At 60.8% G+C, this 25,643-nt stretch carries 26 protein-coding genes; 7 read left to right on the top strand and 19 right to left on the bottom strand.

What is annotated here, in order from left to right; translation table 11 throughout:
- Positions 1-143 precede the first annotated feature (143 nt).
- The 3 genes from NKJ32_RS31460 to NKJ32_RS31450 all read right to left on the bottom strand — a co-directional run bounded on the left by NKJ32_RS31460 (position 144) and on the right by NKJ32_RS31450 (position 2,801).
- Positions 144-983 carry a class I SAM-dependent methyltransferase gene (locus tag NKJ32_RS31460; protein ID WP_352595469.1) on the bottom strand — a complete coding sequence of 280 codons (840 nt, stop codon included), beginning with the start codon at positions 981-983 and terminating at the stop codon, positions 144-146.
- Between the two features lie 263 nt (positions 984-1,246).
- Entirely contained in the window at positions 1,247-1,834 is a 588-nt protein-coding gene (locus tag NKJ32_RS31455) for an AAA family ATPase (RefSeq protein WP_352595474.1), read from the bottom strand.
- 256 nt (positions 1,835-2,090) lie between these two features.
- Positions 2,091-2,801, bottom strand: a complete 711-nt coding sequence (locus NKJ32_RS31450) for a LysR family transcriptional regulator (RefSeq protein WP_352595466.1) — start codon at positions 2,799-2,801, stop codon at positions 2,091-2,093.
- Between the two features lie 363 nt (positions 2,802-3,164).
- Here NKJ32_RS31450 and NKJ32_RS31445 point away from each other — a divergent pair, with 363 nt between their 5' ends.
- A complete protein-coding gene (locus NKJ32_RS31445; protein ID WP_352595472.1) occupies positions 3,165-4,124 on the top strand; it encodes a GHMP family kinase ATP-binding protein in 960 nt (319 codons plus the stop codon).
- A complete protein-coding gene (locus NKJ32_RS31440) occupies positions 4,121-5,167 on the top strand; it encodes a cysteine synthase family protein (protein WP_352595463.1) in 1,047 nt (348 codons plus the stop codon). The genes NKJ32_RS31445 and NKJ32_RS31440 overlap by 4 nt, the downstream gene beginning before the upstream one ends.
- Before the next feature lie 43 nt (positions 5,168-5,210).
- Here NKJ32_RS31440 and NKJ32_RS31435 read toward each other — a convergent pair whose 3' ends face one another.
- The 6 genes from NKJ32_RS31435 to NKJ32_RS31410 all read right to left on the bottom strand — a co-directional run bounded on the left by NKJ32_RS31435 (position 5,211) and on the right by NKJ32_RS31410 (position 10,858).
- The gene (locus tag NKJ32_RS31435; RefSeq protein WP_352595461.1) at positions 5,211-5,942 is read right to left on the bottom strand and encodes an amino acid ABC transporter ATP-binding protein; all 732 of its coding nucleotides are present in this window, start codon (positions 5,940-5,942) and stop codon (positions 5,211-5,213) included.
- Positions 5,939-6,595: an amino acid ABC transporter permease gene (locus NKJ32_RS31430; RefSeq protein WP_352595458.1), complete on the bottom strand. Its 657-nt coding sequence runs from the start codon at positions 6,593-6,595 to the stop codon at positions 5,939-5,941. Before NKJ32_RS31430 ends, NKJ32_RS31435 begins: the two co-directional genes overlap by 4 nt.
- A gap of 107 nt (positions 6,596-6,702) precedes the next feature.
- On the bottom strand, positions 6,703-7,386 hold the full coding sequence (locus tag NKJ32_RS31425; protein ID WP_352829961.1) for an ABC transporter substrate-binding protein: 684 nt from the start codon (positions 7,384-7,386) through the stop codon (positions 6,703-6,705).
- A gap of 226 nt (positions 7,387-7,612) precedes the next feature.
- Positions 7,613-8,905, bottom strand: a complete 1,293-nt coding sequence (locus NKJ32_RS31420) for a threonine synthase (RefSeq protein WP_352595453.1) — start codon at positions 8,903-8,905, stop codon at positions 7,613-7,615.
- Positions 8,902-10,095 carry a M24 family metallopeptidase gene (locus tag NKJ32_RS31415; RefSeq protein ID WP_352625029.1) on the bottom strand — a complete coding sequence of 398 codons (1,194 nt, stop codon included), beginning with the start codon at positions 10,093-10,095 and terminating at the stop codon, positions 8,902-8,904. Before NKJ32_RS31415 ends, NKJ32_RS31420 begins: the two co-directional genes overlap by 4 nt.
- The gene (locus NKJ32_RS31410) at positions 10,085-10,858 is read right to left on the bottom strand and encodes an IclR family transcriptional regulator (RefSeq protein ID WP_352595448.1); all 774 of its coding nucleotides are present in this window, start codon (positions 10,856-10,858) and stop codon (positions 10,085-10,087) included. Before NKJ32_RS31410 ends, NKJ32_RS31415 begins: the two co-directional genes overlap by 11 nt.
- A 146-nt stretch (positions 10,859-11,004) precedes the next feature.
- On the opposite strand from NKJ32_RS31410, the gene NKJ32_RS31405 reads away from it, so the two are divergent.
- Positions 11,005-11,265, top strand: coding sequence for a helix-turn-helix domain-containing protein (locus NKJ32_RS31405; protein ID WP_352595445.1), 261 nt, complete (start codon positions 11,005-11,007; stop codon positions 11,263-11,265).
- Between the two features lie 27 nt (positions 11,266-11,292).
- On the opposite strand, the gene NKJ32_RS31400 is transcribed toward NKJ32_RS31405, so the two are convergent.
- Positions 11,293-11,508, bottom strand: a complete 216-nt coding sequence (locus NKJ32_RS31400) for a helix-turn-helix domain-containing protein (RefSeq protein WP_352595442.1) — start codon at positions 11,506-11,508, stop codon at positions 11,293-11,295.
- 127 nt (positions 11,509-11,635) lie between these two features.
- On the opposite strand from NKJ32_RS31400, the gene NKJ32_RS31395 reads away from it, so the two are divergent.
- Both NKJ32_RS31395 and NKJ32_RS31390 read left to right on the top strand, forming a co-directional pair.
- A complete protein-coding gene (locus NKJ32_RS31395) occupies positions 11,636-12,385 on the top strand; it encodes an autoinducer binding domain-containing protein (protein ID WP_352595439.1) in 750 nt (249 codons plus the stop codon).
- Positions 12,386-12,529: 144 nt separating this feature from the next.
- The gene (locus NKJ32_RS31390; RefSeq protein ID WP_352829960.1) at positions 12,530-13,090 is read left to right on the top strand and encodes an acyl-homoserine-lactone synthase; all 561 of its coding nucleotides are present in this window, start codon (positions 12,530-12,532) and stop codon (positions 13,088-13,090) included.
- Positions 13,091-13,286: 196 nt separating this feature from the next.
- On the opposite strand, the gene NKJ32_RS31385 is transcribed toward NKJ32_RS31390, so the two are convergent.
- Positions 13,287-13,760, bottom strand: coding sequence for an Lrp/AsnC family transcriptional regulator (locus NKJ32_RS31385; protein WP_352595435.1), 474 nt, complete (start codon positions 13,758-13,760; stop codon positions 13,287-13,289).
- A 129-nt stretch (positions 13,761-13,889) separates the two neighbouring features.
- Here NKJ32_RS31385 and NKJ32_RS31380 point away from each other — a divergent pair, with 129 nt between their 5' ends.
- Complete coding sequence (locus NKJ32_RS31380) at positions 13,890-16,280, top strand: thiamine pyrophosphate-binding protein (protein ID WP_352829958.1); 2,391 nt, start codon at positions 13,890-13,892, stop codon at positions 16,278-16,280.
- 102 nt (positions 16,281-16,382) lie between these two features.
- Here NKJ32_RS31380 and NKJ32_RS31375 read toward each other — a convergent pair whose 3' ends face one another.
- Genes NKJ32_RS31375 through NKJ32_RS31345 form a run of 7 tightly spaced genes read right to left on the bottom strand, consistent with a single transcriptional unit; the run spans position 16,383 to position 24,052 of the window.
- Complete coding sequence (locus tag NKJ32_RS31375) at positions 16,383-17,135, bottom strand: ATP-binding cassette domain-containing protein (RefSeq protein ID WP_352458022.1); 753 nt, start codon at positions 17,133-17,135, stop codon at positions 16,383-16,385.
- 9 nt (positions 17,136-17,144) lie between these two features.
- Entirely contained in the window at positions 17,145-18,344 is a 1,200-nt protein-coding gene (locus NKJ32_RS31370; protein ID WP_352595431.1) for an alanine racemase, read from the bottom strand.
- Between the two features lie 12 nt (positions 18,345-18,356).
- A complete protein-coding gene (locus NKJ32_RS31365) occupies positions 18,357-19,331 on the bottom strand; it encodes an ABC transporter permease (RefSeq protein WP_352595430.1) in 975 nt (324 codons plus the stop codon).
- A 35-nt stretch (positions 19,332-19,366) separates the two neighbouring features.
- Positions 19,367-20,428, bottom strand: a complete 1,062-nt coding sequence (locus NKJ32_RS31360) for a substrate-binding domain-containing protein (protein ID WP_352625025.1) — start codon at positions 20,426-20,428, stop codon at positions 19,367-19,369.
- Between the two features lie 60 nt (positions 20,429-20,488).
- A complete protein-coding gene (locus tag NKJ32_RS31355; RefSeq protein WP_352595426.1) occupies positions 20,489-21,550 on the bottom strand; it encodes a substrate-binding domain-containing protein in 1,062 nt (353 codons plus the stop codon).
- Between the two features lie 31 nt (positions 21,551-21,581).
- Positions 21,582-22,841, bottom strand: a complete 1,260-nt coding sequence (locus NKJ32_RS31350) for a M20 family metallopeptidase (protein WP_352595424.1) — start codon at positions 22,839-22,841, stop codon at positions 21,582-21,584.
- Positions 22,838-24,052 carry an ROK family transcriptional regulator gene (locus NKJ32_RS31345; protein WP_352595423.1) on the bottom strand — a complete coding sequence of 405 codons (1,215 nt, stop codon included), beginning with the start codon at positions 24,050-24,052 and terminating at the stop codon, positions 22,838-22,840. The genes NKJ32_RS31350 and NKJ32_RS31345 overlap by 4 nt, the downstream gene beginning before the upstream one ends.
- A gap of 442 nt (positions 24,053-24,494) precedes the next feature.
- Between NKJ32_RS31345 and NKJ32_RS35635 the strand changes: the two genes are divergently transcribed.
- Positions 24,495-25,172, top strand: coding sequence for a hypothetical protein (locus NKJ32_RS35635; RefSeq protein WP_502898114.1), 678 nt, complete (start codon positions 24,495-24,497; stop codon positions 25,170-25,172).
- A 260-nt stretch (positions 25,173-25,432) separates the two neighbouring features.
- Here NKJ32_RS35635 and NKJ32_RS31335 read toward each other — a convergent pair.
- Positions 25,433-25,643: hypothetical protein (locus NKJ32_RS31335; RefSeq protein ID WP_352829956.1), on the bottom strand; the 211-nt coding region annotated here is incomplete at its 5' end.

Genomic DNA, 25,643 nt, shown 5'->3' with positions numbered 1-25,643 from the left:
GCGGGTTCCTTCCCTGGAGGCTTCCGGACGCCGGCCTCGAGCCACGCCATCTCAGTAGACGGCCGGCATCCGAAACCCATCACAAGAGCGGACATGCGCCTTAGTCTTTCGTGAGAGGCAGCCGCCCAGTGTCATGACTAGCTCTAGGCGTGCGACCAGGCGCCTACTTCCGAACGGCTCACGATGACGCTACCCGCCTCGATTTCGCGCTGCATCCGCTGTCCCAAAGTTTCAATATCGACCTCAGCGGCCGTCGCAACGCCCCGGCTCTGGATATCCGGCAGCATCGTGACAATGAGTTCGGCGGTCTGGTGTGACCAGTCGAAGCCGCCATTGGTTCCCCCAACAACCGCCTCCATACGCATTGAGGGCGCGGTCAATCCAGCCGCGCGGAATGCCGCATCGAGCTTGATACCCATATTGGTCTCGATACCGCTGCGCCGGAACGTCTCGACGATCCATCGACAGCATTGGTCGTAGGTCGGCGCCGGCGGGCTGGATCGACAGCCGTCCCAATCCGGCTCATGGAAGACGATGGTCCCTCCAGGCCGGAGATGACGAGCGACGCCACGCAGCATGGCCACAGGATCGGCTTGAAACATCAAAATGTAGCGGCCGATCACGGCGTCGAACGGTCGGTCGAACGAGAGTGCCGCGGGATCGCCTTCACGGAAGCTGACGTTCTGGATCGGATGCGCCGCCGCACGCCGCTCCGCCGCCGCCAGGGCCGCTGGAGCCCGATCTGCGCCGATGACCTGACCTTCGCTGCCAACCATCTCGGAAACCAGGAATGTAACATCACCCGCGCCACAGCCCACGTCGAGCACGCGCATCCCGGGGCTCATGCCCGCAGAGAGCAAGATTCTTCGCGTGATCGGGTTAATGATGTCCGCCTGATGGCTGAGACGCCTGATCTCGCGATCGGAATGGACGAGAATATACGGGACGTGAACGTCGGCACCAGCGCCACCGGCGACTTCCATGGCCTGCCTCCCCTCATACGACTGTTCCCCAAATGGGGCATCGTGCTGGTCGACGACTATGCGCCGATGCGGCAGCCAGTCAACGAGACTCGCTGTCCACCTCAGCGCGAATGTCGCTTCAGGGTCACGACCCCCGGTTCCGCTAAAGGTCAGCTTTCGGGCCGCCAAATCGCCCCGGGAAGGGTCGGTTCGGGTCATCGGCGTGAATTCGCCCTCGACGAACGAACTTCCGCTCGGGGTCGACTCAAGCCGTAGCGCGAAGGTCAGGTTTGGAGAAGCGCCGGGAATGGCAGCTCCTGGCGCTCCTTGCCCGTTCGGCTGGACAAAACAAACAGCCGCTGTCCACCTCTGAGCGGCAGTTTAGTTGGGTGCCAAGCGTTAGATTTTGGCAGGAAGCGGCCGGCTTTGCGACCGCCACGCCGACCGCGGTCGATCAGCCCGCGCAGTTTCTGGAACAGGTTCGGTAGCCGGTGGACCTCGTCGAGGATAACCAGCTTGTCCTGATGCTCGGCCAAATAAAGCTCCGGCTGGGCAAGCCGTGCGCGGTCGGCGTCCGACTCGAGGTCAAGGTAGATCGAAGGACGCCGTTCGGCTATTTCCGGCGCCAGGGTTGTCTGCCGACCTGAAGCGGCCCGAGCAGCGCAACAGCGGGCATGCTGTCCAGCGTCTCGGTGAGTTCTATGCTGATGCGGCGTCCAATTATCCTTGCAATTATGGAGTATAGTTCCAGTTTTGCAAGGAAACCGGCAGCCCAGCCGTGCAAGACGCGCAGAGCCAAGGGCTTGAAAGCGCCGACGTCTTCGTTGTGAGATTGGCCCGGAACCGATCCCGCCGATGCTGACCCGGTTCATCACAATAAACAGAGCATTCGCCAAGGCACGACGGACTCTGAAACCGGGTTGATTGTCCGACCATGACGGTCGGATAACTGTCAGGACGAATACCGATCGCGCAGGAACGCGACGAAGATCGGTAAGGCAGGATTGGCGTTGTCGGATCGCCAACGGGCTAAACTGGAGATCTGAATTGGTTTGCCCCCGATCCGCAGCTTACGACAGATCGCATCTTTAAGAACCCTGTCGGCATCTCGGTCGTGGATCAGAGCGACTACAAGCCCGTTTCCGACGAGGCGCAAAAGATGCCTGCACTGACGTGATATTTGAGGATTGGAGGACGCTGCACGCTGCGTCCAACAGCGTCGGCGAGCAGAAATGCTTCGCCCCTGCGTACCAGCAGCGTTTCCTGGTGCAACTCGTGCCACTCGATCACGGAACGGCTGGCGAGAGAATGATTTGAAGCAAGAACGACAGCCAGAGTGTCTTTCCACAGCGTCAATTCGAACGCGCTGCCGGTAAACCGGGAGGAGGAGGTCACGACCACGTCGACCTGGGTGGCACCCAGAGCAGCCTCAGGCGAAGGGTAAGGACTCTCTGTCAAGCTGACGGTCACATTGGGATGAGATTGCCCGAACTCGATGATTGCATCCAAGGCCCGCCCGGCGCGGATGATCCCGTTGGAACCGATGGAAAGCTTTTGTTGGTCATCTCTGGTGCCGGACCTGGCCAGAGTGAGCGTGTTGTCGAGCTCGAGCAGCACGGAGCGCAGACGCTCCAGGAAGCGCTCGCCGGCCGGGGTTGGGCCGACGCCGCGGGCATGGCGATGAAATATCCTCGTACCCACCGCGTATTCCAGATCGCGGATGCGCCTGCTGAGCGCGGAGTGATCGATCCCTGTGCGTCGCGAGGCGCGAAGGAAGCTGCCCTCCTCCGCGACCACAAGTGCATAATTGAGGGTCGCAAGTTGGATGGAGCTCCGCATCTCTGCTCAAAGTCAAGTTGGCGACAAAACGCGTTTGAGCGCTTTTGGCCGCTGCGGGCTATCGCCAAATCTCACTATTGACACAGGGTGAGCAGTCCAACCCTCCTTACAAGAACAATAATGAAGACACGTGCATGGCGCGCTCGTTTTGGACGGTTGTCCGCATGGCCAACCGCGCTCGGTGAGTGCTGCTGTGTCTAGTCCATTATTGGGCGCCCCAATTGGTGGGGTCGATCTTGCCCGTATCTTTGCATGATGCGCTTGCCTTGCCACTACCAAGATTTGGCGAGTGACAGCATGGATCAGTCATAAGCATCATCTGTCAATTCCAGGTGAGGAGATGACGTGGTGACAAAGACGAGGATGACGAGATCTGGCCATCGGACAAGCTCGGACAACAACGAGGCTATCAGGCTGCCTCTGGCGGTAGGAGTCGGACGAGCGCACGCCCATCATGGGGAATTCCTCCAAGGCGTCTTTGAAGGGGAAAACGGAAGGCTTTGTCGCGGACTCGTAACCCTGCCGCTCACGTCGCAAGAGTCGCTAGCGACTTTCTGGCCGCATGAACAAACTGGGATTCGACCGCGGCCTGCAAACCGGACCAAAGCGGCTCGCGCGGCGGCCCTCACGCTCGCGCATATCGGAATAGCTGAAGGAGGTGGAGAACTTACGATCGAAAGCCCTATTATGATAGGGCATGGCTACGGTTCCTCGACCGCAGACGTCATTGCTGCGATTCGTGCGGTGGCAGCTGCAGCGGGCCTCACGCTGCGCCAGTCAACGATTGCGCGACTGGCGGTGGCCGCGGAAGGTGCAAGCGATGCCATTGCCTACGGCGACCAACCCCTTCTCTTCGCCCAGCGGGAAGGCCGTACGATCGAACACTTCGGTGGCGAATTCCCGCCCCTTCTCTTGGTAGGTCTCAGGGACGGCAGTGCCCGGCCGATCGATACGCTAACCATGCCGCGGGCACGCTACGATGGTGAGGAAATCGGGCTGTTCCGTGTTCTGCGGGGACTGGCGAACCGCTCCATCCGGCAACAAGATCCCCGCCTGCTTGGACGTGTCGCAACCATCAGCGCCAGTATCAGTCAGAGGCATCTGCCGAAGTCATCCTTCAATACCGTTTTGGATATAGCACGGGCGCATGACGCGTGCGGTGTGCAGGTGGCGCATAGCGGAACATTGATCGGCATCCTTCTGGACGCGGCTGCGCCCAGGGCGGCCATGCGCGCTGCTGAGCTGGCAAGGCAGGTGAGCGGCGCAGGCCTCCAAGGCGTCCATACGTTTGCCCTTAATGCCGAAACGGGGCCAATCCAGTGAGCGCGGCGCAAGACTATTTACGCGCCTATGAAACGCCGCGTTTTGCCCAACTCGCACCTAACCTCAACGCCGCCTGCTTTTCCCTCATGAAGCTGATCCCCGCCCGGTTCATGGTCGATCAGGCGGAAGCATCAGGACGCCTCAGGCAGGAAGGTCACATCATCGAAACGACGTCGGGCACATTCGGCCTAGCCATCGCAATGCTAGCTGCGGTTCGTGGCTACGCGCTTACACTTGTCACCGCCTCCAGCCTCATCGACCTGAAACTCAGGCGGCGACTGGAACAACTTGGTGCCAAAGTCATGGCCATCGACGATCCTCAAGGAGACGGCAATCAGCGCGGTCGGCTCCAGTATCTTCAGCAGACCCTGCAAGATAGCCCGGGCACGTATTGGCCTCGACAATACGACAGTCCGGAAAACCGCCTTGCCTACGCGCGCCTGGCCGACCTCGTTGTCCGATCATTCGGCCGTATCGATTGCCTCGTCGGCTGCGTGGGCACTGGGGGATCGCTTTGTGGAACCGGAGGCTTCCTTCGTGAGCTCTTTCCTGATCTCAGGATGATTGCTGTCGATACCCACAGAAGCATGCTCTTTGGCCAGCCTGTCGGACGTCGCATGCTGCGCGGGCTCGGCAACAGTGTTTTGCCGGAAAATGTTCGTCATGAGATGATCGACGATATTCATTGGGTGGGCGCATTGCCGGCTTACGCAATGGCGCATGGACTGTTTCGTGATCACGGGCTGTTCATGGGGCCGACCAGCGGCGCCGCAGCCTTGGTCGGCGCCTGGTTCGCCAGGCAAAATCCGGAAGCCTCCACCGTCGTGATAATGCCAGATGAAGGGCATCGTCATTCCGATACAGTCTACAACTCCGACTGGCTCGCCGGTTTGAAGGATTGGCCAATCTCAATTCCTCTTGAACCAACTGTTCTCACGCAAATTCGTCCGGCCGAAGAGACGGCGTGGACGAGATTCCCTTGGAACCGCAGAACTTTAAACGCCGTCCTCGCAGAGATGGATGGCTGGTTCCCTACGCAGTGACAGTTCCGAATTCAGGCAAGGCGACAAACCACATCGACCAGGGTCAGACAGGGTGCATGACCCGGTGAAGAAAATCCCTAGTGCGTTCGTGTTTGGGATATCGAAGGAGCTCCTTAGCCGGGCCTTGCTCAACGATCCGGCCGCCGTCGAGAAAGAGGACGCTATCGGAAACCTCTCGCGCGAACTGAATTTCGTGCGTAACCACGAGCATGGTCATGTTCTCGTCTGCGAGCGCGCGCATGACCTGCAGGACCTCGCCGACCGTTTCCGGGTCAAGTGCGGAGGTGGGTTCGTCGAAAAGAATGGCCTGTGGGCGCATCGCCAGGGCGCGGGCGATGGCCACGCGCTGCTGTTGGCCGCCCGACAATGAGGCGGGATAGGCATTCGTCTTGTCGGCTAAGCCGACGCGATTGAGCAATGCCATGGCCCGCTCGCGGACCTGGTTCCTATTTTCCTTCAGCACGTAGAGCGGCCCTTCCATGACGTTTTCCAGGGCGGTGCGGTGCGGAAACAGGTTGAAGCGTTGGAAAACCATGGAAACGCGGCTGCAGATGGCGTGAACCTGGGGCGAGGCGGCATCCACCACCGTCCCGTCGATGCTGATGCGACCGCGCTGATAGGTTTCAAGCCCGTTCACACATCGTAGAAGCGTCGATTTGCCGGAACCCGAGGGCCCGATCAGACATACGACCTGTCCCTTGGCGATCTCGGCGTTGATTCCCTTGAGGACTTCATGGGCGCCGAAGGACTTGTGCACGTCGTCGAAAGTGATCATCCCGCCGCCCCAAGATAGCTCTCGACTCTGTGCATAAACAGGTTCAGCGGAACCGTCAGGCACAGGTAAAGCAGTGCCACCAAGGTAAAAACTGTCATGTTGTCGAATGTGGACGACGCAAGCATCTTACCCTGCATGGTCAACTCCTGAACCGAAATCACCGATACAAGCGAGGAATCCTTCAGCAGCATGATCATGTTGTTGGCGTAAGGCGGCAGGATAATCTTGATTGCCTGCGGCAGCACGACGCGGCGCATCATCAACGGACGCTCCATCCCGATCGATTTTGCCGCTTCGACCTGACCCTTGTCGACCGCCTCGATGCCCGCGCGGAAGGTTTCCCCGAGATAGCAGGAGTGAGCCAGGCCCAGCCCGATCGTGCCGGCCTGGAGCGCAGTCAGGTTGATGCCGATCTCGGGCGCGACAAAGTAGATATAAAAGAGAACCACCAGCAGTGGTATGCCGCGCACGAAGTCGACAAGGAGCCGCGTCGGCACGCTGACACAGCGTATCCCCGATGTCCTGAACAGCGCCAAGACAAGGCCGAGCGCCGTCGCAAGACACAGCGCAAGAAAGGTTATCACGACGGTCAGCCAAACGCCTTGAAGAAGAAGCGGTAGATATTCCGTTGCGTGGGCGATGAAATTGGTCATGGCCGGCTTCCTCTTGGCACGTTCCCCGGCTCTCACAGCCGGTCATTGCGATGCGATCCTATGGTCCTGCCAGCCGACGCTTGTTTCGAGCTCAATGCGGGATGGCTTCAGAGGCCATATTTGGCGAATATTCGGCTTAATTCGCCGCTTTCCTTCAGCTTGGTGATTGAGGCATTCACCTTTTCGAGAAGCAGCGGATTTTCCTTGGCGACCGCTAACGCGACTTCGCCTTGCTTCATCGGCCGATAGCCGTCGACGAGGCGAACTCCCAGTTCGGGGTTCTTTGAAAGCTGATATGCGACGATCGGGGCGTCACCAAAGCCGGCCTTGATGCGGCCCAGGACCACATCGCGCATCATGTCAGCGATTGAGTCGTAGAGCTTGACTTGACCGAAGACGCCAAGCGCTTCCAGGGCGTCGGCGTAGGTCGAGCCGATCTGCGCCCCCACGGTCTCACCTCTCAGCTCTTCGATCGTGTAGTTCTTGCTGTCGCTGGCAGCAACAAACATCGCCTCGCCATAGGCGTAAACCGGCGTGCTGAAATCGATCACCTGCTTGCGCTTGTCTGTTATGAACATGCTGGCGGAAATCAGATTGATCTTGTCGGTCGTCAATGCCGGGATCAGGGCTGGAAAAGCGTTTACCTGGAAGTCGGCGGTCGTACCAAGGTTCGCGGCAATCGCACTTGCCAGATCGACCATCGCGCCAGTCGGCTTTCGGGTTGCCGTGTCGATAAACGTGAACGGCACCCCGGTTGGCGTGACGCCGACCCTGAGGGTTTCCTCAGCCATCGCCTGAGTTGCCGTCGCGACGCCGAGGGCTGCGAGCCAGCCGATGAGTGTTTTGCGAAGCATGAAAATTCCCCTTTCATCATGTTTGAATCGAGATTCCGCTCGCTAAGCGAGTTGAATTTGCCTCTCGTGGATAGCTTTTGGAAGTCGCAATTCCGTCCAGTGGTGGACGAGATCATCAGTCGATCAGAAGTCGTATCTGTTCATGATCGTCTCTATCTTCTCTTCAGGACATCTTGGCCGCGCGTTGTTCATCAGAGGGCGTGAAATAGTCGCTGTCCTGGGCAAGGTGTTCCCACGCTTCGGCAACTGACCGAAACGATTGTTGTGCTTGGCCCGCGCCGGTCGAACGATCCAAATCCTTGAGGCCGCTCGCCGTCACGATGGCAACGACGCTGTCCGACCGCGCGATCGTGCCCTCGCATCTCAAGGATTCAATAGCTGCAAATGGCGTCACCGAGGCAAGCTCGGCAAACACTCCCTCCGTGGCCGCAAGCTGCTGCTGCATGGCTATCAGGCCGAAATTGCCGACCGGCATCGCCATGCCGCCGGATTCACGCAGCGCGTTGAGCGCCTGAAACGTGCTGCGTGTGGTGCCGATCGAGATGGCAAGCGTGTCGAAACCCGCGGGAACCTCGGCGACCAGATCGGCCTTGCCGGCAAGCGCCTTTGCCAAGGATCCGTGCACTTCCGCCGCCACGAGTCTCGGCAACCGATCGATCCTGCCTTGGCTGAGAAGATGCTTGAATCCCGCCCAGAGCCCGGCAAGCGCGTCGCCATAGCAAACAGGCACGGCGCACCAGTCCGGCACGGCTCCGTGCATCTGTTCGACGATCTCATAAGCCAAGGTCTTGTAGCCCTCGATCCCGACAGGATGACTGCCCACCACGGGGTTGTGAAACGGGGACGTCGCAAACCATCCGAGGCGCTCGGTACCAGCGGCAAGCAATGGCCAGCGATGGGACTTGTCGGCCAGGGATATGACGCTTGCGCCGTATTTGCGGATCTGCGCCAGCATTGCGCCGGCGGTGCCTGAGAATGTGACAACGACGCATTTCAGGCCCGCCCGTGCAGCATAGGCGGCAAGTGAGGCCCCGGCGTTGCCCGACGAAGCAGTCGCCACCACACGTGCGCCACTCAAACGTGCCATGGACACCGCCACGGTCGAGAAGCGGTCCTTGTGGGACCACGTAGGGTTTGCGCCCTCGTCCTTGATAAGAAGCTTGGGGACGCCGAGCTGCTTTCCCAGCCTCTCGGCGCTCAGCAGCGGCGTCAGGCCCTCGCCAAGGGAGATTGCATCGCCGAGCCCACAAGGAAGCGTGTCGGCATAGCGCCATAGCGAGGGCAGCGCGGCAACCGCTGCGGAAGCGGCCGACCTAGCTCCGGATGGATCGTAGACGACCTTAAGATTGGCTGGCGCTTCGGCGCAGCATATCGGGCAGCCGCGTGAGTCGATTTTGGTATCGATCGGGAACAAGGCGCCGCATCGAATACAGGAAAAACCTGCCGCGCGGCTCATAACGGAACCCGGGTGATTGCATCGTGCGTCTGCGTCAGCCGCTCCACTCCGCGCCGGCGAACAACCACCATGTCCTCCACCTGGAGTCCCCAGCGGCCGATTTCGTAGTAGGGGGTCTCCACGCACAGCACCATTCCTTCTTCAAGGACGTCTGTACTGCGCGCCGAGAGCGTCGGCGCATCGTAACCATCAAGGCCGATGCCATGGCCGACGTGATCGCGCTCGTAGTGGGCAATTCCTTCGCTCTGAACCACACGCACCACCGTCTCGAAGAGCTGTGCTGCCGGCATGCCGGGCCGGATAATATCGCAGGCATGCTGAACGCCGCGCAGCAGCGCCTGCTGTAGCCGATGCGCCTGCGGCGGCGGCTCGCCCAGCGTGGCGATGCGGGCAATGTCGGCGCGGTAGTGCCGAAACCGGCCACCGACGTCGAAGCGGATGATTTCTCCAGCGCCCAACTTGCGGTCGGACGGCTGGACGTTGATGAGCGCGCTGCGCTCGCCAAAGCCGATGCATCCCAGTACGGGCAGGGCGCCTTCCTCGACCGTCCTGACGTGAAAAGCGCGCGCCAGATCGGCTTCGGTGGCGCCTTCCTGAGCAAGGGCGAGGGCGGCTTGAATGGAGCGTTCGGCAATCTGGGCAACCTGGCCGAGCCGTTCGATTTCATCTGCCGTCTTTACGGCACGAACCTCGCGAAGCAGCGCCGTCGCTGGTAGGAACGACGCATTGGAAAAATGGGCTCTGAGGGTTTCCTGGTATCCTGGCGCGAGCCCCGCCTCGTCTATGCCTATCCGCCCGCGGCCGAGCCGGGCTTCTTCCAATGCCGCGATCAAAGCCGCAATTGCATCGCCATGCCTCGGCAGGTCGCGAAGCTGGAGGTGTCGTTCATTGGCGCGGTCCACGGTGGTCGAGGAACCGACATCGGCGTAAAAGTCGCCGTAGCGCCGCACCTTGCTAACCCAGACTTCCTGATCGGCAATGAGGTCGAGCGTGCTGGTGCTGGTGATGATTTCAGGCGTGCCCTTGTCCGGAGCCGGCCACATTACATAAGTCTGCGGACCACGACGAATCCATTGCGGCAGAGCCCAGAAGCCGCTCATATAGGTCACGTTTTCCGGTGTCGTGGCTATAACGGCATCAAGCCCGGCTGCCGACATGCATTGTTGCAGGCGGGCCTCGTTAAGCAGCATGGTGGGAATCCCGAGCCTGTTTTGCTTCCGGAAAGCCGAGGCCGGCAGAGATGCGCGCCGCAGCCGCCATTACTGCCTCTCCAGTCTCGCCGATCTCCACATGCGGCCCCACAGACCGGGGGTAGGCCACACTTATCGCCGCAATGATCATGCCTGATGCATCGCGAAGCGGTGCGCCGACAGCGATCAACCCGGTAAAGTTCTCGTCCAGGGAGGTTGTGTAGCCGATAGACTCGGAGGCTCTGATCTGAGCGATGAGCTTGTGCGGATCCGTGACGGTGCGTACGGCAACCTGCTCCAGCGGACCCCGTCCGAGAATTCCAACAACTGCATCGCCGCTCAGCTCCATCAGGAGTGCCTTACCCAGCGCGGTGGAGTGCAAGGGGAACATTTCGCCGGGTGACGAGCGAATGACGACCGGACTCTTGCTTTGCACGGTCAGGAGATAAATACCGCGATTGCCCCGCCTGATGCCCAGGAATGCATTGAGGCAACCTTCGGCGGCCAACGCCTGCAGTTCGATTTCTGCCAAACCAACCAGGCGATCTCTGTCCAGGACCTTCCGCGCCAGCGCGAGAACAGAGTGACCGAGCCGGTAGCGCCGCGAGTCTGGCGACTGCTCGACATAGCCCTGCTCTGCCAGGGTGTTCAGAATTCGCTGCACGGCGGGAGCACTCTGCTCAAGCCGGCGGGCGAGTTCGCGCACCCCGACCGCTTCGTCCGCTTCCTTGAGGACATTAAGAACCGCAAGGCCACGTTCCAACGAAAGATTTCCTGTCACTGGCGTTCCTTATTTCGGAATGGCGTTCCGCAATATGATGAGAAAAGCAGCAATGGCGGCGTCTGTCAATGACGAATGTTCACTATAGTGTGTCGTCCTAAAGTGTACGCAGCGACGACCATGCCCTCATGGACCTACGGGTGGTTGTCGGCTTGAACGTACAGAGGATTCGGCGCGCACAAGCCCTCTCTCAGGAGGAACTGTCGTTCCGTTCAGGGTTCACGCGCGCCTACCTGAGTGGTCTGGAGGCCGGCCGGCGCAACCCCACACTTCTGTCGCTTGCAAAGCTTGCCACTGCATTAAGCGTCGACATCGCGGAATTGACCAAACGGCCAGGCAAAGACGCCCCAGCTGTGGTGCAACGTGGGCGACGCAGCAGAAAATCCTGATCCTCCCGCGGCCTCTTAGCCGGTGGATTACGGCGAGTTGCGACGGACGAGCTGCTCCACGTCAACCTGCAATGCCAACGCCAGTACCTCCAAGGTATCGAGGGTCGGTGAGTTCTCCTCCCGCTCGAGCTTGCCGACATAGTTTCGATCAAGGCCGGCAAGGTCCGCGAGCTGTTCCTGCGACAAGCCGGTACCTTGGCGAAGCAACCTCAGATTGCGAGCAAAAACCGACCTAAGCCTCATGCTGCGAGGCAGTCAGAACGCGCCCTTTAGTGCCACCTACTATAGTAGTCAAACGTCATGCCGCATGTTGCGGTCGCGGCCAACTCATTTATTCTTTCTTTGTCTCAGTACATTGAAGGGGCGTGAAATGCCGGCAGTTCATGGGAGCGTCTTACAGCACCAGTTAGCGCAAATCTTTGAAGCAACCGCGCTGATTGATCGTGCAAGCAGCGTCGCCGAAATCATTCGGCAACTGCGCAAGAGCATCGAACGTCATGGCTATGCAGCCTGTCTCGTCACCGAATTGCCACGCCAGGACACCGGATCGCTGGATGGACACATCCTCGTCAACGGTTGGCCGGGGGAATGGTACGACCACTACATGGCTGCCGGGCACTATCGTCATGACCCTTGCGTTGCTTTGTGCCGTGGTGCGATCGGGCCGTTCCTTTGGAGGGACGTCCATCACGGCTTGACGAACGGCAATGCCAGGAGGGTGATGGATGAGGCAAAAGAATTTGGGCTTTGGGACGGGATCTGCATCCCAATCCAGGCTTCATTTGGCAATCCGGCCTGCGTAACGGTTGCCGGACGCGAAATTGATTTGGCGCCGACGGTGCGCTGCACCGTTCATGCGCTTGCGCGCCATGCCTACTCGGCTGCCGAACGACTCGTTGGCAGCTCGCTCGGGCGGCCGAGACAAAAGCTTTCCCAACGGGAGCGTGAAATCCTGCAGTGGGTCGCCGGCGGGAAGACCGCATGGGAGGTTTCCCGAATACTTGGCATTTCGGAAAACACCGTGACGACCCATCTGCGCAACATCAAGCAGAAGCTCAGCACCGCCAACGTCGTGCACGCCATTGTCGAGGCTTATCGCAGGCGCGAAATCGAACTTTGATCCATCCTCAGATCTGGGTATTTCATGGGCAATCGTCGCGTGGTCGGATGGGGTTCCATCTCGAGGAACCGCAATGATTCAGGTCCACGTTGTCGATGCGTCAAACAGCTTTGCCTATGAGGGGATCTCGACAGTTACTTCCGCCTGCGACATGAAATCTATGTCGATGAACGTGGCTGGCACGAGTTGAGGCGCCCCAACAGTCGCGAGATCGACCCCTTTGATACACCAGAAGCGATTCATCTGCTCGGCATCCAGCCGGGAAGAGGTGTCGTTGCCGGATCCCGCCTGGTGCCGAGCCTCAGTCCGCATCTGATGAGCGAAATCTTTCCGCAACTTGCCGAAGGTGGCGTTCCACGCCGAGCCGATATCTATGAGTGGACGAGATTTTTCGTGGCCCGGGATTCTCGCGAGCCTGGTCGACCCTGCCAGGCCGCCGGCGTGATCTACTGCGGAATTCTGGAATTCTGCATTCAAAGAGGCATAGGCAATCTGACGATCGTCTGTGAGGACTACTGGTTCGACCGCTTGGCATCGATCGGCTGGTGCCCAAAGCAGCTTGGGTCTTCATTCAAGTGCGACGACATGACCATCATCGGCGTGATGGTCGACGTCGGCCCGTCTGCCTTGGCCGCGACGCGACAATTCTACCGCATAACCGACCCCGTGCTTTGGGCCGAAACGCCAATCAAGCGGCTGGCCTGACCGCGGCCGCCGTTGGGCGTTACGCCTCGAACGAACATGCTGCCTGGCAGACAAGTTGGTGGATGCCGGCGATGGTGCATCTACCTGTCAGCCGAAACGCTAATCGCAAAAACGGCCGCTCCAGTCACCACCGGGCGAAATCGGGCTGTTCGAAACCGGAGAATTTAAGCGATGGACTTGCCAACGTTTGGAAAAATCATGTCTCGACCGGCAGCCGGTTCGACCGCTTGATCTGCGCAAGCGCGAAGCTGGACTCGATCGAGGAGACGCCATCGAGCCGCGTCAGCTTTTCCTTCAGGAAGCGCTCATAGGCGTGCAGGTCGCGCACCACCACACGCAGCAGATAGTCGCGCTGGCCAGTCATCAGATAGCAATCGACCACCTCCGGCCAGCGCGCGATTGCCGCGTTGAACCGCTTCAGCTCGTTCTCGCGCTGGCGCTCAAGCTTGATCGAGGCAAACACCGAGATCGGCAGATCGACCATGTCCTGGTCGATCAGAGCGGCATAGCCGGTGATCACGCCCATATCCTCCATCAGCCGGACCCGGCGGGCGCAGGGGGAGGCCGAAAGGCCGACCCGCTCGGCAAGCTGCTGGGCCGTCATCCTGCCATCGACCTGCAGCGCAGCAATGATCTTTCGGTCGATACCGTCTAGTCGAGTTTTTGGCATGGAACGTTACTCCATTGGTCGATATTGCTGAAACCAGCTAACGCAGCTGCCATTCTCATGCAAGTTTAGCGACAATCGGTTCTTGCTCAGCCCTATGATTGCGACGATCGTAACCGAGAGTCTTGCAGCATGGACAAACAAAAACTGGAGGCACTTTCGGCGCTGGAGAAAAAGGTGCTCTGGCTGTCGACATGGATGATCCATAACGCCAATCACCTGCGCGAAAACACGGACGGCTTGAAGGTTGGCGGACACCAGGCGTCCTCGGCCTCGCTTGTGACGATCATGACCGCGCTTTGTTTTTCGGTGCTGAGGCCGGACGACCGCATCGCGGTGAAGCCGCATGCTTCGCCAGTGTTTCACGCCATCCAGTATCTTCTGGGCAATCAGACCAGGGAGAAACTCGAAGGATTTCGCGCCTTCGGTGGCGCGCAAAGCTATCCGTCGCGGACCAAGGATGTCGACGACGTCGATTTCTCCACCGGTTCCGTAGGTCTCGGCGTCGCGCAGACGCTGTTTGCCTCGCTTGTGCAGGATTATCTCGGCGCTCGCGACCAAAATATGCCCGAGGGCCGCATGGTGGCGCTGCTCGGCGATGCCGAGATGGACGAAGGCAACATCTTCGAGGCGCTGCTCGAAGGCTGGAAACACGGCGTTCGCAATTGCTGGTGGATCGTTGACTACAATCGCCAGAGCCTCGATGCCGTTGTGCGCGAAGGCCTTTGGGAACGCTTCGAAAGCATCTTCAGGAATTTCGGCTGGGATGTGGTCATCCTGAAATACGGCAAGCTGCTCGAAGCCGCTTTTGCCGAGCCGGGCGGCGAGGCGCTGAGGGCCTGGATCGACGCCTGCCCGAACCAGCTTTATTCGGCGCTGACCTTTCAAGGCGGCGGCGCCTGGCGCAAGCGGCTGCTTGCCGACATGGGCGAAAAGCCGGGCCTGAAATCGCTTGTCGACCGGCGCTCCGATGCCGAACTCGCCGCGCTGATGACAAATCTCGGCGGCCACGACCTGCAGTGCCTGATCGAAGCTTTCGAGACGGCGCGCGGCAACGACCGGCCGACGTGCTTCATCGCTTATTCCATCAAGGGTTTCTGCCTGCCGCTGGCCGGCCACAAAGATAATCATGCCGGGCTGATGACCAAGGATCAGATGGCAGTCTTTCGCGCCTCGCTGTCGATCGGTGAGGGGCGGGAGTGGGATGCCTTCGAAGGCCTGGATATCGGCAAGGTTGATCTCACACGTTTCCTTGATGCTGTGCCTTTTGCCGCGAAAGGCCGGCGCCGCCGGCACGCCCAACGCATTCTCGTCCCCGATCGCCTCGGCCCGGAAGGCAAGGGCAGCGTCTCCACCCAGGTCGGATTCGGCAGGATCCTGGACGAGATTGCACGGGCCGGCGGGCCGCTTGCCGACGCTATCGTCACAACATCGCCCGATGTCACCGTTTCGACCAATCTCGGCCCCTGGGTCAACCGGCGCGGCCTGTTCGGGCGTCGCTCGCTTGCTGACACCTTCCGCAGCGAACGCATAGCATCGGCACAGAAATGGGAATTCGGCCCCTCCGGCCAGCACATCGAGCTTGGCATTGCCGAGAACAATTTGTTCATTCTGCTGTCGGCGCTCGGGCTGTCGCATTCGATTTTCGGCAAACGGCTGTTGCCGATCGGCACGCTCTACGATCCGTTCATCCAGCGCGGTCTCGATGCGCTCAACTATGCCTGCTACCAGGATGCACGCTTTCTCCTTGCAGCCACCCCGTCGGGCGTCACGCTGGCGCCGGAGGGTGGCGCGCACCAGTCGATCGCCACCCCGTTGATCGGCATGGCGCAGGACGGGCTTGCGGCTTACGAGCCGGCATTCGTCGATGAGTTGAGCGTCATCACGCGTTTTGCACTGGATTACATGCAGCGCGACGGCGAAGCCGTGCAATCGGAGCGCACCTGGCTGCGCGACCAGACCGGCGGCTCGGTCTATCTGCGGCTCTCGACGCGCCCGGTCGAGCAGATCATTCGTGCCATGGAGCCTGAGCTTGAGCAGGACATTGTCGACGGCGGCTATTGGCTGCGGCGTCCGGGTCCGAATCCCGAGGTGATCGTCGCCTATACAGGCGCCGTCGCGCCGGAAGCCATCGAGGCGGTCGGCATGATGGCGGAGGACCGTCGCGACGTCGGTCTTCTGGCCGTGACCTCGGCCGACAGGCTGAACGCAGGCTGGACGGCGGCAAGCCGTGCACGTGAGCGCGGCCTTGTTCATGCCAGGAGCCATGTCGAAAGGTTGTTCGCCGAGCTTCCGGCCCATTGTGCCATCGTCACCGTCGCCGACGGCCACCCGGCCGCGCTGGGCTGGCTGGGCTCAGTCTACGGCCATCGCACGCGCAGTCTCGGCGTCGAGCACTTTGGCCAGTCGGGGACAATCGGTGACCTTTACCGGCACTTCGGAATAGACGCCAATTCCATAGCGACAGCCGCCGACCGGATTGCTGGTGGGCGCCCCATCCGCTATCTGCGCGCGCTGGATTGATGCTGGCGACATTCTCTGGCCGGGGCCTCGTCGTGGATCTGAAGTCATGCCACTCGCTGCTCGGGTAACGCAATGTCTGAACGGCGCCTCTGTCGGACCGGGCTAGTGCTGAAGCCCGGTGATCATGGCGACAATCTCGTTCTTGTCGGTCTCGCTGGTCTTGCGCACGCCGATCTGTTTGCCACGTCTCAGAACACAGATCCGATCTGAGAGCCTGAACACCTGGTCGAGGCTGTGGCTGATGATCAGCACGCCGATATTGCGCTGCTTCAGCGACAGAACAATCGTCTCGACCTTGGCGGTCTCGGCAACGCCGAGCGCGGCGGTTGGCTCGTCGAGCAGGATCAGCTTGCTTGCCCAGTGCGTGGCGCGCGCGATCGCCACGCCCTGGCGCTGGCCGCCCGAAAGATCGCGGATGGTGGCGTGAGCCGATGGGATGCGAACGTCGAGATCCTTCACCAGCTTTTCGGTGTCGTCGATCATCCGGCGTCGGTCGAGCAGGCCGAAGCGGTTCACCGGCTCGCGGCCAAGAAACATGTTCATGTAGACGGTCTGCTGATCGGCGAGCGCCAGGTCCTGATAGACCACCTCAATGCCGTGTGCGCGCGCCATGGTGGCGCTCGACATTGCCACCGCCTGCCCCTCGATGATGATCGTCCCGGATGTCGGAGCATGGACCCCTGTCACGATCTTGACCAGCGTCGACTTGCCGGCACCGTTATCGCCGACCAACGCTACTATCTCGCCGGGATAGAGCTCGAGCGAGAAATTTTCGATGGCGGTGAGGCCGCCGAAATTCTTGCGGATGTCGCGCAGCTGCAAAACAGGGGGCGTGCCGGTCGTGGTCGCGTTCATCGCTTGCTCCTAGACAGGCCAGGCAGCGGTTTCGCCAAAACCGTTTTCGATCGTTTCGACTTGGGGCGCCCCCTTTGAGACACCGGAGATGCCGACCACGTAGGCGCGGGTCACGAACGCCTGGCCACGAAAGCCGAACACCGCCGTGTCGCCGGGGCGTGGAGCATTGGCGCCGCTAGCGTCAATCATTGCGTAATAGTCGATTGCCGCAGGCGGCGGCACCTCGACGCTTCTGAGCGCGGCGGCGGCCGTGGTGGGTTCTGCGGACACGATTGCCTTCACCTCGTAGTCCGGAAAGATCGGATCGATATAGAAGCCGCCACCCAGGCAGTAGGCTTTGCCGCCAGACAAATGCGAGACCTCGGTCAAATACAGAACGGCAGGGAGCTCCGGCAGATCCTCCATGACGTGCAGCGCGGTGGTGCCGGCCAAGCCATTGCCCGGTTCACATTGCGTGGCGCCGGCTTCGGCCAGCGCGCCAAGCAGGACACTCGACGTTGTGCCGGGCGCGTTCACCTCTATGTCGCTGCGGCCGGACTTGGCGAGCGCTTCGGCAGCTCTGCCCAGTGTCGCCAGATTGTGTGTCGGCAGGACCGTTCGCGTGGTCTGGTCGAACAACAGCGCCGGGAAGGTGGTGATACCAGCGAACCGTGCGCCGTCGAGACCATCCAGTTTTTCGGCGACCGCGGCGATATCGGCCGCCTCAAAACCACCTTCGTGGCCGCGGTAGAAAACGTCACCATCGGCGCGAATGCGGGCAAGTAGGTTTTGCGTGTACCCGGCGAGCCTTGCGCCGGCAGCGGCTTCTTCAGCCTTGGTGTCGTTGAAGACGGTCCAATAGTCCGGCCTGAATGTTTTGGCCGCCGCATTGGCCTCGTGCCTTGCGATCTGCTGCAGGTGGCCAAGATGACCGAGCCTCAGGCCGGCTCTGTGCGTTGCCCGCGCGCAGGCCATGTCGACGGCAACGGCCTGATCGATGCCGCCACGCTTGAGCGCATGGCAGAACGAACTGGCGCGGCCGACCTGCTTGGTCATCGCGAAAATCTTCAGGCCGAACCGGTCGGCCTCGCGCTTCAGAACCCGGCCGTTGCTTTCGACGGCATCGAGGTCGAGCACATAGGAATTAGCCGGCAGCTTTCCTTCCTGGTGCAGGCGCGTGGCGCTTTCTATAAAGCTCGGATTGCGGCGCCGCAGAACATCGAGGAACATGACAAAACTCCTTCAACGGGACTTTTCGCGCAGCGATACGGCGACGGCGGCAAGAATGATCAAGCCGCGCACGATCATCTGGTCGGAGACGGACAGGCCCATCAGGATGAGGCCGTTGTTCAGCATGCCCATCATAAGCGAGCCGACCAGCGCACCGACAATCGATCCCTTGCCGCCGTTAAGCAGGGTTCCGCCGACAATGACGGCCGCTATCACCGTCATAAGGTCGGTTTCGCCGAGCGTGTATTTCGCAGCCTGCAGCCGGCCGGCATAGAGCAGCCCGGCAAGGCCGGCGAGTCCGCCGCTTATGGTCAGAACGGCCAGCCTTATCTGCGCCACGCTGATGCCGGAAACACTGGCGGCACGGCTGTTGTCGCCGGTGGCCAGCACATGGGCGCCGAAGCGCGTCTCGCGAAAGATGAGATGCGCGATCGCAACGGCAATGACCGTCCACCAGATCAACGACGGAACACCCAGCAAAGAACCTGAGCCGAAGAAGCCGGTGAAGGCGTCGTTGGTGACCGGGATCGACCGCAAATCGGTCATCGAGCGAGATACCCCGGCAAACAACCCGAGCGTCGCCAGTGTTACCAGGAATGAAGGCAACTTAACGTAAGCCACGAGGGCGCCGTTGAGCAGGCCGATCAGCAGGCCGGCGCCGAGGCCGGCCAGCACCCCGGCCAACAAGCCGTAGGCGTTTATCGCCACCGCGGCGGCAAGGGCTGCCACGGCAACGATCGAACCTATCGAAAGATCAATCTCGCCCGCCGACATGACAAAGACGAGGCCGATCGCCATGATCGTCACGGGTGCCGTCTGCAGCACGATGTTCGACAGGTTGCGGACCGTCAGAAAACCGCTGTCCTTCAGTACGATCGCGAAGAACAGGAAGATCGTCAGAAATCCGAGATAGACGACATATTGCTGCAGGTTGAAGCGGCTGACCAAGCTCGCTGCCCGGCCGGGGCTGGTGTTGATACTCGACATTCTCACTTCCTCCGGCGGGGCGCCATTGTCTGCCGCTACTTCATGGCGGCCGCGATGGTCGCGGGCACGTCCTTGTTGAGGGACCGCTTCCACCCGTCCTTGACAGTGTCCTTGGTGACGGCGAGGGAATCGACCACGATGAACGGCGCGGCCTTCTTGCCGATCAACGCGGCGGCCGTGGCGCGTGCCAGCGTCACGCCGATGTCGTAGGCTTCGTCTGCGATGAGTGCCGCAACGTTGCCGCCTTTCATCATGTCCAATGCCGCCGGTTCGTTCAGGTCGAGCGTGACGATCTTGGTGTGGCTGTTGCCGGCCGCCCGCAATGTGGACAGCACGCTAAGCGCCGGCTCAGCCCAGGTAACGTAGATACCGTCGAGGTCTGGGTGCTGTGTGATCATCGCCTGCGCGATCTCCTCGCTGCGCGCGGGGTCGGCCATTCCGGCCTCGGCCACGATCTTCATGTCCGGATAGTCCTGCTCGATCGTGTGCTTGAATGCTCCATCGCGCTGGTTGGTGACGTAGAAATCGGCATCGTGAAAGATGTAGCCGACCTTGCCCTGCTTGCCGAGCGCGTCGGCCATTGCGATCCCGGCCTTGTTGCCCATCTGGAAAAGGTCGTCCGAAACGATGGTCACATAGTCCTTGTCCTGAACGTAGCCTGCCGGCGAATTGTCGACGAATCCCAATTTCACGCCGGCCTGGCGCGCAGGATCAAAGACGATGGCCGCACTTGCGGGATCGACCGGTAGGGACAGTATAATAGAGGGCCTTTTGGCGAGTACTGTCTCGACGTCGGATTTCTGCCGGGCCGCATCAAAGCCAGCGTCGGTCTGAGCGACGACCCTGATGCCGAGCCGCTTCAACTCGTCCTGGGCGCCGCTGTTCACCGCGTTGGTGTATTCGCTCATCTCATGCCAGACCAGCGCGGCGGTGTATTTGCCGTCCTTGATCTGCTGCTCCTCAGCTGGTGTGAGCACGACGCTCTTTGCCGGCGTCGGCTTTTCCCCGTTCGGTCCCGTGGTGGTGCCCTCGGCTGCGAAGGCGTTGGCGGCGGCGAGCGCTACCAGTGCCGACAACATTCCAATTGCTGTGCGCATGTCAGTTCCCCTTGTTTTTATGATGTCGGCGGCCCTGATTGGCCGCCGGGCATTCGCCTGTCATTTGGCCGCGTCGAGCACCGATTGCGGCGCGTCACGGTTCAACGAATCCTTCCAGCCCTGCGCAACGTTCTGCTTGGTCACGGTAAGCGCCGGGGCAACGACGAAGGCCGGGGTCTCCTGGCCGAGCAGCGCCTTGACGCCGACAGCGGCCATGGCGCGACCGAGCTCATACGCCTTGTCGGCCACCAGTGCGGTCACATTACCGCCCTTGACCATATCGAGCGCCACCGGTTCGGCGAGGTCGAGCGTGACGATCTTGGTCTTGGTGTTTCCGCTTGCCCGCAAGGCCGACAGCACGCCGTCGGCCGGTTCGGCCCAGGTGACGTAGATGCCGTCAAGATCGGGATGCTGCACGAGCATGGCGCTGGCCAACTCTTCTGCCCGCGCCGGATCGGAGATCCCCTGCTCGGCGACGATCTTGATACCGGGATAATCCTTCTCGATCGTTGTCTTGAAAGCCTGGTCGCGCTGGTTCGTCACATAGTAACTGGCGTCGTGGAAGATGTAGCCGACCTTGCCCTTGCCATCGAGCGCCTTGGCCAGTGCATCGGCCGCCTGCTTGCCCATCTGGAACAGGTCGTCAGTGACGATGGCGGCATAGTCGGTTCCGTGCTTGTAGCCTTTCGGCAGATTGGAAAGGAATACCAGCTTGGTGCCGTCGGTGAGCGCCTGACGGAACGCCTCGGCCGAAGTGACCGGATCGAGGGGCAGCGACAGGATGACGTTTGGCTTCGCCGCGAGCGCGGTTTCGATGTCGCTGCGCTGGCGCGCGGCGTCAAAGCCCGCGTCGGTGGTGGCGACGATTTGAATGCCGGCACGGGCAAATTCATCCTTGGCACCGGACGTGACCGCATTCGTGAAGTCGGAGGAGGTGTGCCACAGCAGCGCCGCCTTGTAGCCCTTCTCCTTTACTGCGGCCAGGTCTGCATCCGACAATCTAACCTCGGCGCTGGGTGTCGCCGTCTCGCCGCTTGGTCCTACTGTCTGTGCGCCGGCACCGTCGGCCACCAGCATCAGGCTGCCTGCAAGTGCTGTAGCAACAAGTCTGTCTATCAGCATGATAGTTCTCCCATTCGCTCTCAGTTGTCATTCATTCCGTAACGCCGCAATACTCCACCATGAACCGGGCGAAGCCTACGACGCCGGCCAGATATTCCTCGACCTCGACGTGTTCGTCGAAGGTGTGGCAGTTGCGAATGTCGCCTGGCGCGCAGTACACGGCGGGGATGCCGAGCCGGTTGGTGAAAAATGATGACTCTGACCAGAATGGCGCGCCTTCGATGGCGCCGCGACCAGCCATCGATCGGGCCATGGCGGCAGCAAGAGCGCCGACCTCCGGCCTGTCAGGTGCAATCTCGGCGGCGTTACCCCCGAGCGGATGATCGCGGCCTGCCGGATAGGCGAACGCCAACATAATTTCGGGATCGGTGATGGCGCCGCGCACCACTGCCTCGATTTCGGCGGCGGCCTCGTCCAGCGACTCGCCGGGCAACAGCTTGCGGATCAGCGACAACGTGCAGCGTTCGGGCACCGCGATGTAGCCGCCGCCCGCAAGGCGGGTGATCAGCAGGAAGCCACGCCCAATCAGCGGGTGCTCGGCTCTTGTTGCAACATCTTCCGAATGCTTCCACAGCGCGCTCATGACGGCGTGGCTTGCACGCAAGGCATCCTTGCCGAGTTCGGGTACGCCGAAATAGGCTGATCGTCCGGTGATGGTGATGTCGGTAATGAAGAAGCCAATTTGGGCCGGATAAACCGAAAGGCGGGTAGGCTCCACATAGACGACGAAATCGGGCGCCAAGACTTCGCCTCTCTCAATGCGGCCGACGAAATCCTTGATGCCGGCGGAGACGCCGGTTCCAGGCTGGCCGCTCTCCTCGTCGCCGACGAAGGCAAAGGCAACGTCGCCGGCCAGTTGGATGTCGGCTGTGTCGAGCAGAGAGAGTGCCGACAGCGCGGAGCAGATGCCGGCCTTGAGGTCGCCGGCGCCGCGGCCCCAGATCTGCCCGTCGATCATTGGCGCGGCAAACGGATGCTGCTTGGCGGTGCCAGCCCAGTGCTCGCGCCAGCCCTCGACATGGACCGTATCGGTGTGGCCGATGAAGAGCAGCCGCTTCCCGGCGCCAGCACCTTTGCGCTCACCCCAGACGTTGGGCCGGCCGGGCGCGAATTCCGCACGCCGAATTTCGCTCAAGCCAAGCACGCGCATCCGGTCTTCAAGGAAGTCGACAAAGTTTTCTTCGTGACCGGTTATGCTTTCGCGGCCGATTGCCCCCTGCAGAAGCTCCACCGCTGCGTCGCAATCGAGGGCGGCGCGCAAGCGGGCGGTGATGTCCTTTAAGGCGGTCATAGCGTGGCCTCGCGCAGCACGGCCGAACTGGCTGGGGGAAGCGAAATGCGTCCGTCGGGCGCGTCGACGCCGAACAGTGTGTTGTGCAACTGGCTGAGCCCGATGGCGGCAGCGCCGATGAGCGCTGCCCGCGACCCGAGTTCGCTGGCCTCAACGGCGATAGGGTAGGGGAAGCAGCGCGGCAGCAGGTCCCTAACGCGCAACAGGATTTCCGGCCGCAGCCCGATCGAGCCGCCCAGGACGACCTTTTGCGGATTCGCAATTGCCGCTATGGCCACAATGCCTTGTGCGAGGTAGCGCGCGGTTTCGTCGAGCACCGTCGCGGCATGCCTGTCTCCAGCCAATGCACCGTGGAAAATCGTCGGCACATTGACGATGTTGCCCGTCAGCGTTGCGTAGCGTTCAACCATGGCGTTGGTTGCGACCACGCGCTCGAAAGCGCCGGCGCGCAACGATGTCGGCGCGAAAGGATCGGCGCCAATCGGCAAAAAGCCCATCTCGCCGGCTGCATTGCTGGCGCCCCGCACCAGATTGCCTGCAACCATGAGGCCGCTGCCGATACCGGTACCCAGCGCTATGAAGGCTAGATTGTCGATACCGCGGCCGCACCCCTGCCAGTTCTCGCCGAGCACCGCCAGATTGACATCGTTCTCGATCATCACATGAACCCCGAATGCCTGCTCGAAAGCGCGAACGACATTCATCGTGCCAAAGCCGGCAATATTCGGGGCAAGCAGGACGCGGCCCGTCTTCTTGTCGGGTGCACCGGGAACACCAATCACCGCCAGCCTTATCTTTGTGCGCGAGATTCGGTGCCTCTCGGCCGCCTGAAGCGCTAGATCCACGATCTGGTCGACGATGAACTGTCCGCCCCGAGGATCGGTCGGCGCCGTTTCCTCTGCGAATATCTGGCAGGCAAGATCGGTGAGGGCGACCCGGACTTTGGCGCCGCCGAGGTCGACGGCCGCGATGTAGGCCGCGTCAAATACGAGTTCGTAAGTGACAGCCGTGCGTCCGACATGTCCGCTCGTGCGCCCTGTCTCCTGCACCCAGCCTTCCTGCTCGAGTGTCCTGACGATCTCGGAGATTGTCTGCTTGGACAAGCCGGTCTGCTTTGCGATTGAAGCGCGCGAGATCGGCCCGCCTTGCACGATCGCCTCCATGACGGAGCGCTGGGAGAACTGACGAGAAATGCGCGGCAAGTCGTTCAACAGCAGCTCCGATTAATTCGTTCTGTGACCGAACTTAATAATCATTTTGGACGGCCGTCAACTGGCCGCTCAACAAGGGGTTTGTCTACCATGCGACGGAGTGTCGCAAAACCAAAAACGGAGAAGAAAATCAATGCTTTAACGAAGAGCCCTTCATCCATTAAAGCCTCGCAAAGTTGTCTAGGTGCAGAATGGAGCGGCGTCTACAACTGCTCGCGGCGCCAATGGCGTACAAAGAGCATTCGTCGACGAAGCTGATGCACGACGCGCCATTAACCACCACCAGCCTGCGGTGCTGTTATCCCGTGAGTCGGTAGGGGGAAAGCCCGGGCTAGCGCCCCGAGCATTTGTGGCGCAACTGCGACGTTCCCGGCTACGCTGACCGCATCGTCGGAGATTTTTCAATTCACGTTGATGAGCCATTGGGCCCTCCATTTCCCGCGTGGCGAAGGGCAGCAATGCGCCTCTCGGCCGTAGAGATCAGCTTCTCCGCGTCCTGAAAGCAGACATCGCAAGCGAGGACTCCGGAGGTCGCGGTTGCGCCCTCAAGCCCCGCCCGGTCGACCAGATAGAAGATCGCATTGGCCTCGCCGCCCGGCATCGTCTCGCTGCACTGGATGCGGCTGTTAGGCTGGATCAGACCGAGCAGGGTCTCCGCCGCACGATAAGCCTAAATTTCTTCCGCGAGCAATATCCTGGCCTCCTTGGCAGCAGCGATGAACGCCTGGCGCGCTATCCTTGGTGGTTTTTCTCCACGGATTACGGCAAGGCATGCTTCGATTGCGGCGAGCCGCGACTTGCCTTCCCGCGTCGGCCAATCCCTCAGCAGAACTTCGGCCGCGTCGGATACCGACGCAACAACTCTGTCGCGATCGATCCGGCCGGGTTGAACGATGACGGGCTTTCTGAAACGTCTCGTACCCACGACAGCCTCCAAGAAAAAGTTATGTTAGCTTCTGCGGATCCTTTGCGCCACATCAAACGTCCGCAAGTAACTAAAGGCATCCGCTTGGCCCAGAAGCTGCCGCCGCGATGGACGCTGGCCAGTGCTTCAGCACGTCGGGCTTGGCCCCGAGTTTCGAAGAGCGCATCGCCAAGAGCGGCGTTACCCAATAAATGATGCACAAATACCCAGTGAAGCGGAGTTCTCCGAACACCGCGAAATGGAATCTCGGGCCTGAATTTTACTCCATATCCGGCCACGAACTCAAATCTGGATAGAAACTTGGGGCAACGTCAGTCTCCATAGTCGATCTCGGCCAAGCGGTGTGCGTTGCCGGATTGGAGTTCAGATGACCGCGCATGCTTGGTGGAATTCGAGCCTTGCCGCGCGCGGAAACGGTTCTTGCCCGTGCCGTAACCAAAGATTGCAGATGAAAATCACTTTGAACTGCCCGGTGGCACGGCATCGCTGTCGAAACCGGACATCAGGCCCCAATCGATGCTCAGGGCTTCCTTCTTAAGCGCAGTAACTTTGAAACAAATCCTGCCGGCAGGCGTTCCAGGATGGCGGGCGGCGTTGCCGGAGGACCCAATGCCCGACGAATACAATGACATCGTCATCCCCCAAGACCACGATGCATCGCCACTT

Origin of the sequence: Mesorhizobium sp. M0159 (assembly GCF_040322295.1) — a bacterium.
GTDB lineage: Bacteria > Pseudomonadota > Alphaproteobacteria > Rhizobiales > Rhizobiaceae > Mesorhizobium.
Note: the sequence above shows the minus strand (reverse complement) of the source record. Positions and strands in the feature narration are given on the sequence as shown.

What these genes read in the sequence shown, in the direction of transcription:
- NKJ32_RS31445 (WP_352595472.1), top strand. Translation starts at nt 3,165, where the DNA reads ATGACGAGATCTGGCCATCGGACAAGCTCGGACAACAACGAGGCTATC.
- NKJ32_RS31455 (WP_352595474.1), bottom strand. Translation starts at nt 1,834, where the DNA reads ATGAACCGGGTCAGCATCGGCGGGATCGGTTCCGGGCCAATCTCACAA.
- NKJ32_RS31355 (WP_352595426.1), bottom strand. Translation starts at nt 21,550, where the DNA reads ATGCTGATAGACAGACTTGTTGCTACAGCACTTGCAGGCAGCCTGATG.
- NKJ32_RS31425 (WP_352829961.1), bottom strand. Translation starts at nt 7,386, where the DNA reads ATGGCTGAGGAAACCCTCAGGGTCGGCGTCACGCCAACCGGGGTGCCG.
- NKJ32_RS31460 (WP_352595469.1), bottom strand. Translation starts at nt 983, where the DNA reads ATGGAAGTCGCCGGTGGCGCTGGTGCCGACGTTCACGTCCCGTATATT.
- NKJ32_RS31400 (WP_352595442.1), bottom strand. Translation starts at nt 11,508, where the DNA reads ATGAGGCTTAGGTCGGTTTTTGCTCGCAATCTGAGGTTGCTTCGCCAA.
- NKJ32_RS31365 (WP_352595430.1), bottom strand. Translation starts at nt 19,331, where the DNA reads ATGTCGAGTATCAACACCAGCCCCGGCCGGGCAGCGAGCTTGGTCAGC.
- NKJ32_RS31385 (WP_352595435.1), bottom strand. Translation starts at nt 13,760, where the DNA reads ATGCCAAAAACTCGACTAGACGGTATCGACCGAAAGATCATTGCTGCG.
- NKJ32_RS31380 (WP_352829958.1), top strand. Translation starts at nt 13,890, where the DNA reads ATGGACAAACAAAAACTGGAGGCACTTTCGGCGCTGGAGAAAAAGGTG.
- NKJ32_RS31350 (WP_352595424.1), bottom strand. Translation starts at nt 22,841, where the DNA reads ATGACCGCCTTAAAGGACATCACCGCCCGCTTGCGCGCCGCCCTCGAT.
- NKJ32_RS31375 (WP_352458022.1), bottom strand. Translation starts at nt 17,135, where the DNA reads ATGAACGCGACCACGACCGGCACGCCCCCTGTTTTGCAGCTGCGCGAC.
- NKJ32_RS31360 (WP_352625025.1), bottom strand. Translation starts at nt 20,428, where the DNA reads ATGCGCACAGCAATTGGAATGTTGTCGGCACTGGTAGCGCTCGCCGCC.
- NKJ32_RS31395 (WP_352595439.1), top strand. Translation starts at nt 11,636, where the DNA reads ATGCCGGCAGTTCATGGGAGCGTCTTACAGCACCAGTTAGCGCAAATC.
- NKJ32_RS31415 (WP_352625029.1), bottom strand. Translation starts at nt 10,095, where the DNA reads ATGCTGCTTAACGAGGCCCGCCTGCAACAATGCATGTCGGCAGCCGGG.
- NKJ32_RS31450 (WP_352595466.1), bottom strand. Translation starts at nt 2,801, where the DNA reads ATGCGGAGCTCCATCCAACTTGCGACCCTCAATTATGCACTTGTGGTC.
- NKJ32_RS31430 (WP_352595458.1), bottom strand. Translation starts at nt 6,595, where the DNA reads ATGACCAATTTCATCGCCCACGCAACGGAATATCTACCGCTTCTTCTT.
- NKJ32_RS31435 (WP_352595461.1), bottom strand. Translation starts at nt 5,942, where the DNA reads ATGATCACTTTCGACGACGTGCACAAGTCCTTCGGCGCCCATGAAGTC.
- NKJ32_RS31405 (WP_352595445.1), top strand. Translation starts at nt 11,005, where the DNA reads ATGGACCTACGGGTGGTTGTCGGCTTGAACGTACAGAGGATTCGGCGC.
- NKJ32_RS31420 (WP_352595453.1), bottom strand. Translation starts at nt 8,905, where the DNA reads ATGAGCCGCGCGGCAGGTTTTTCCTGTATTCGATGCGGCGCCTTGTTC.
- NKJ32_RS31370 (WP_352595431.1), bottom strand. Translation starts at nt 18,344, where the DNA reads ATGTTCCTCGATGTTCTGCGGCGCCGCAATCCGAGCTTTATAGAAAGC.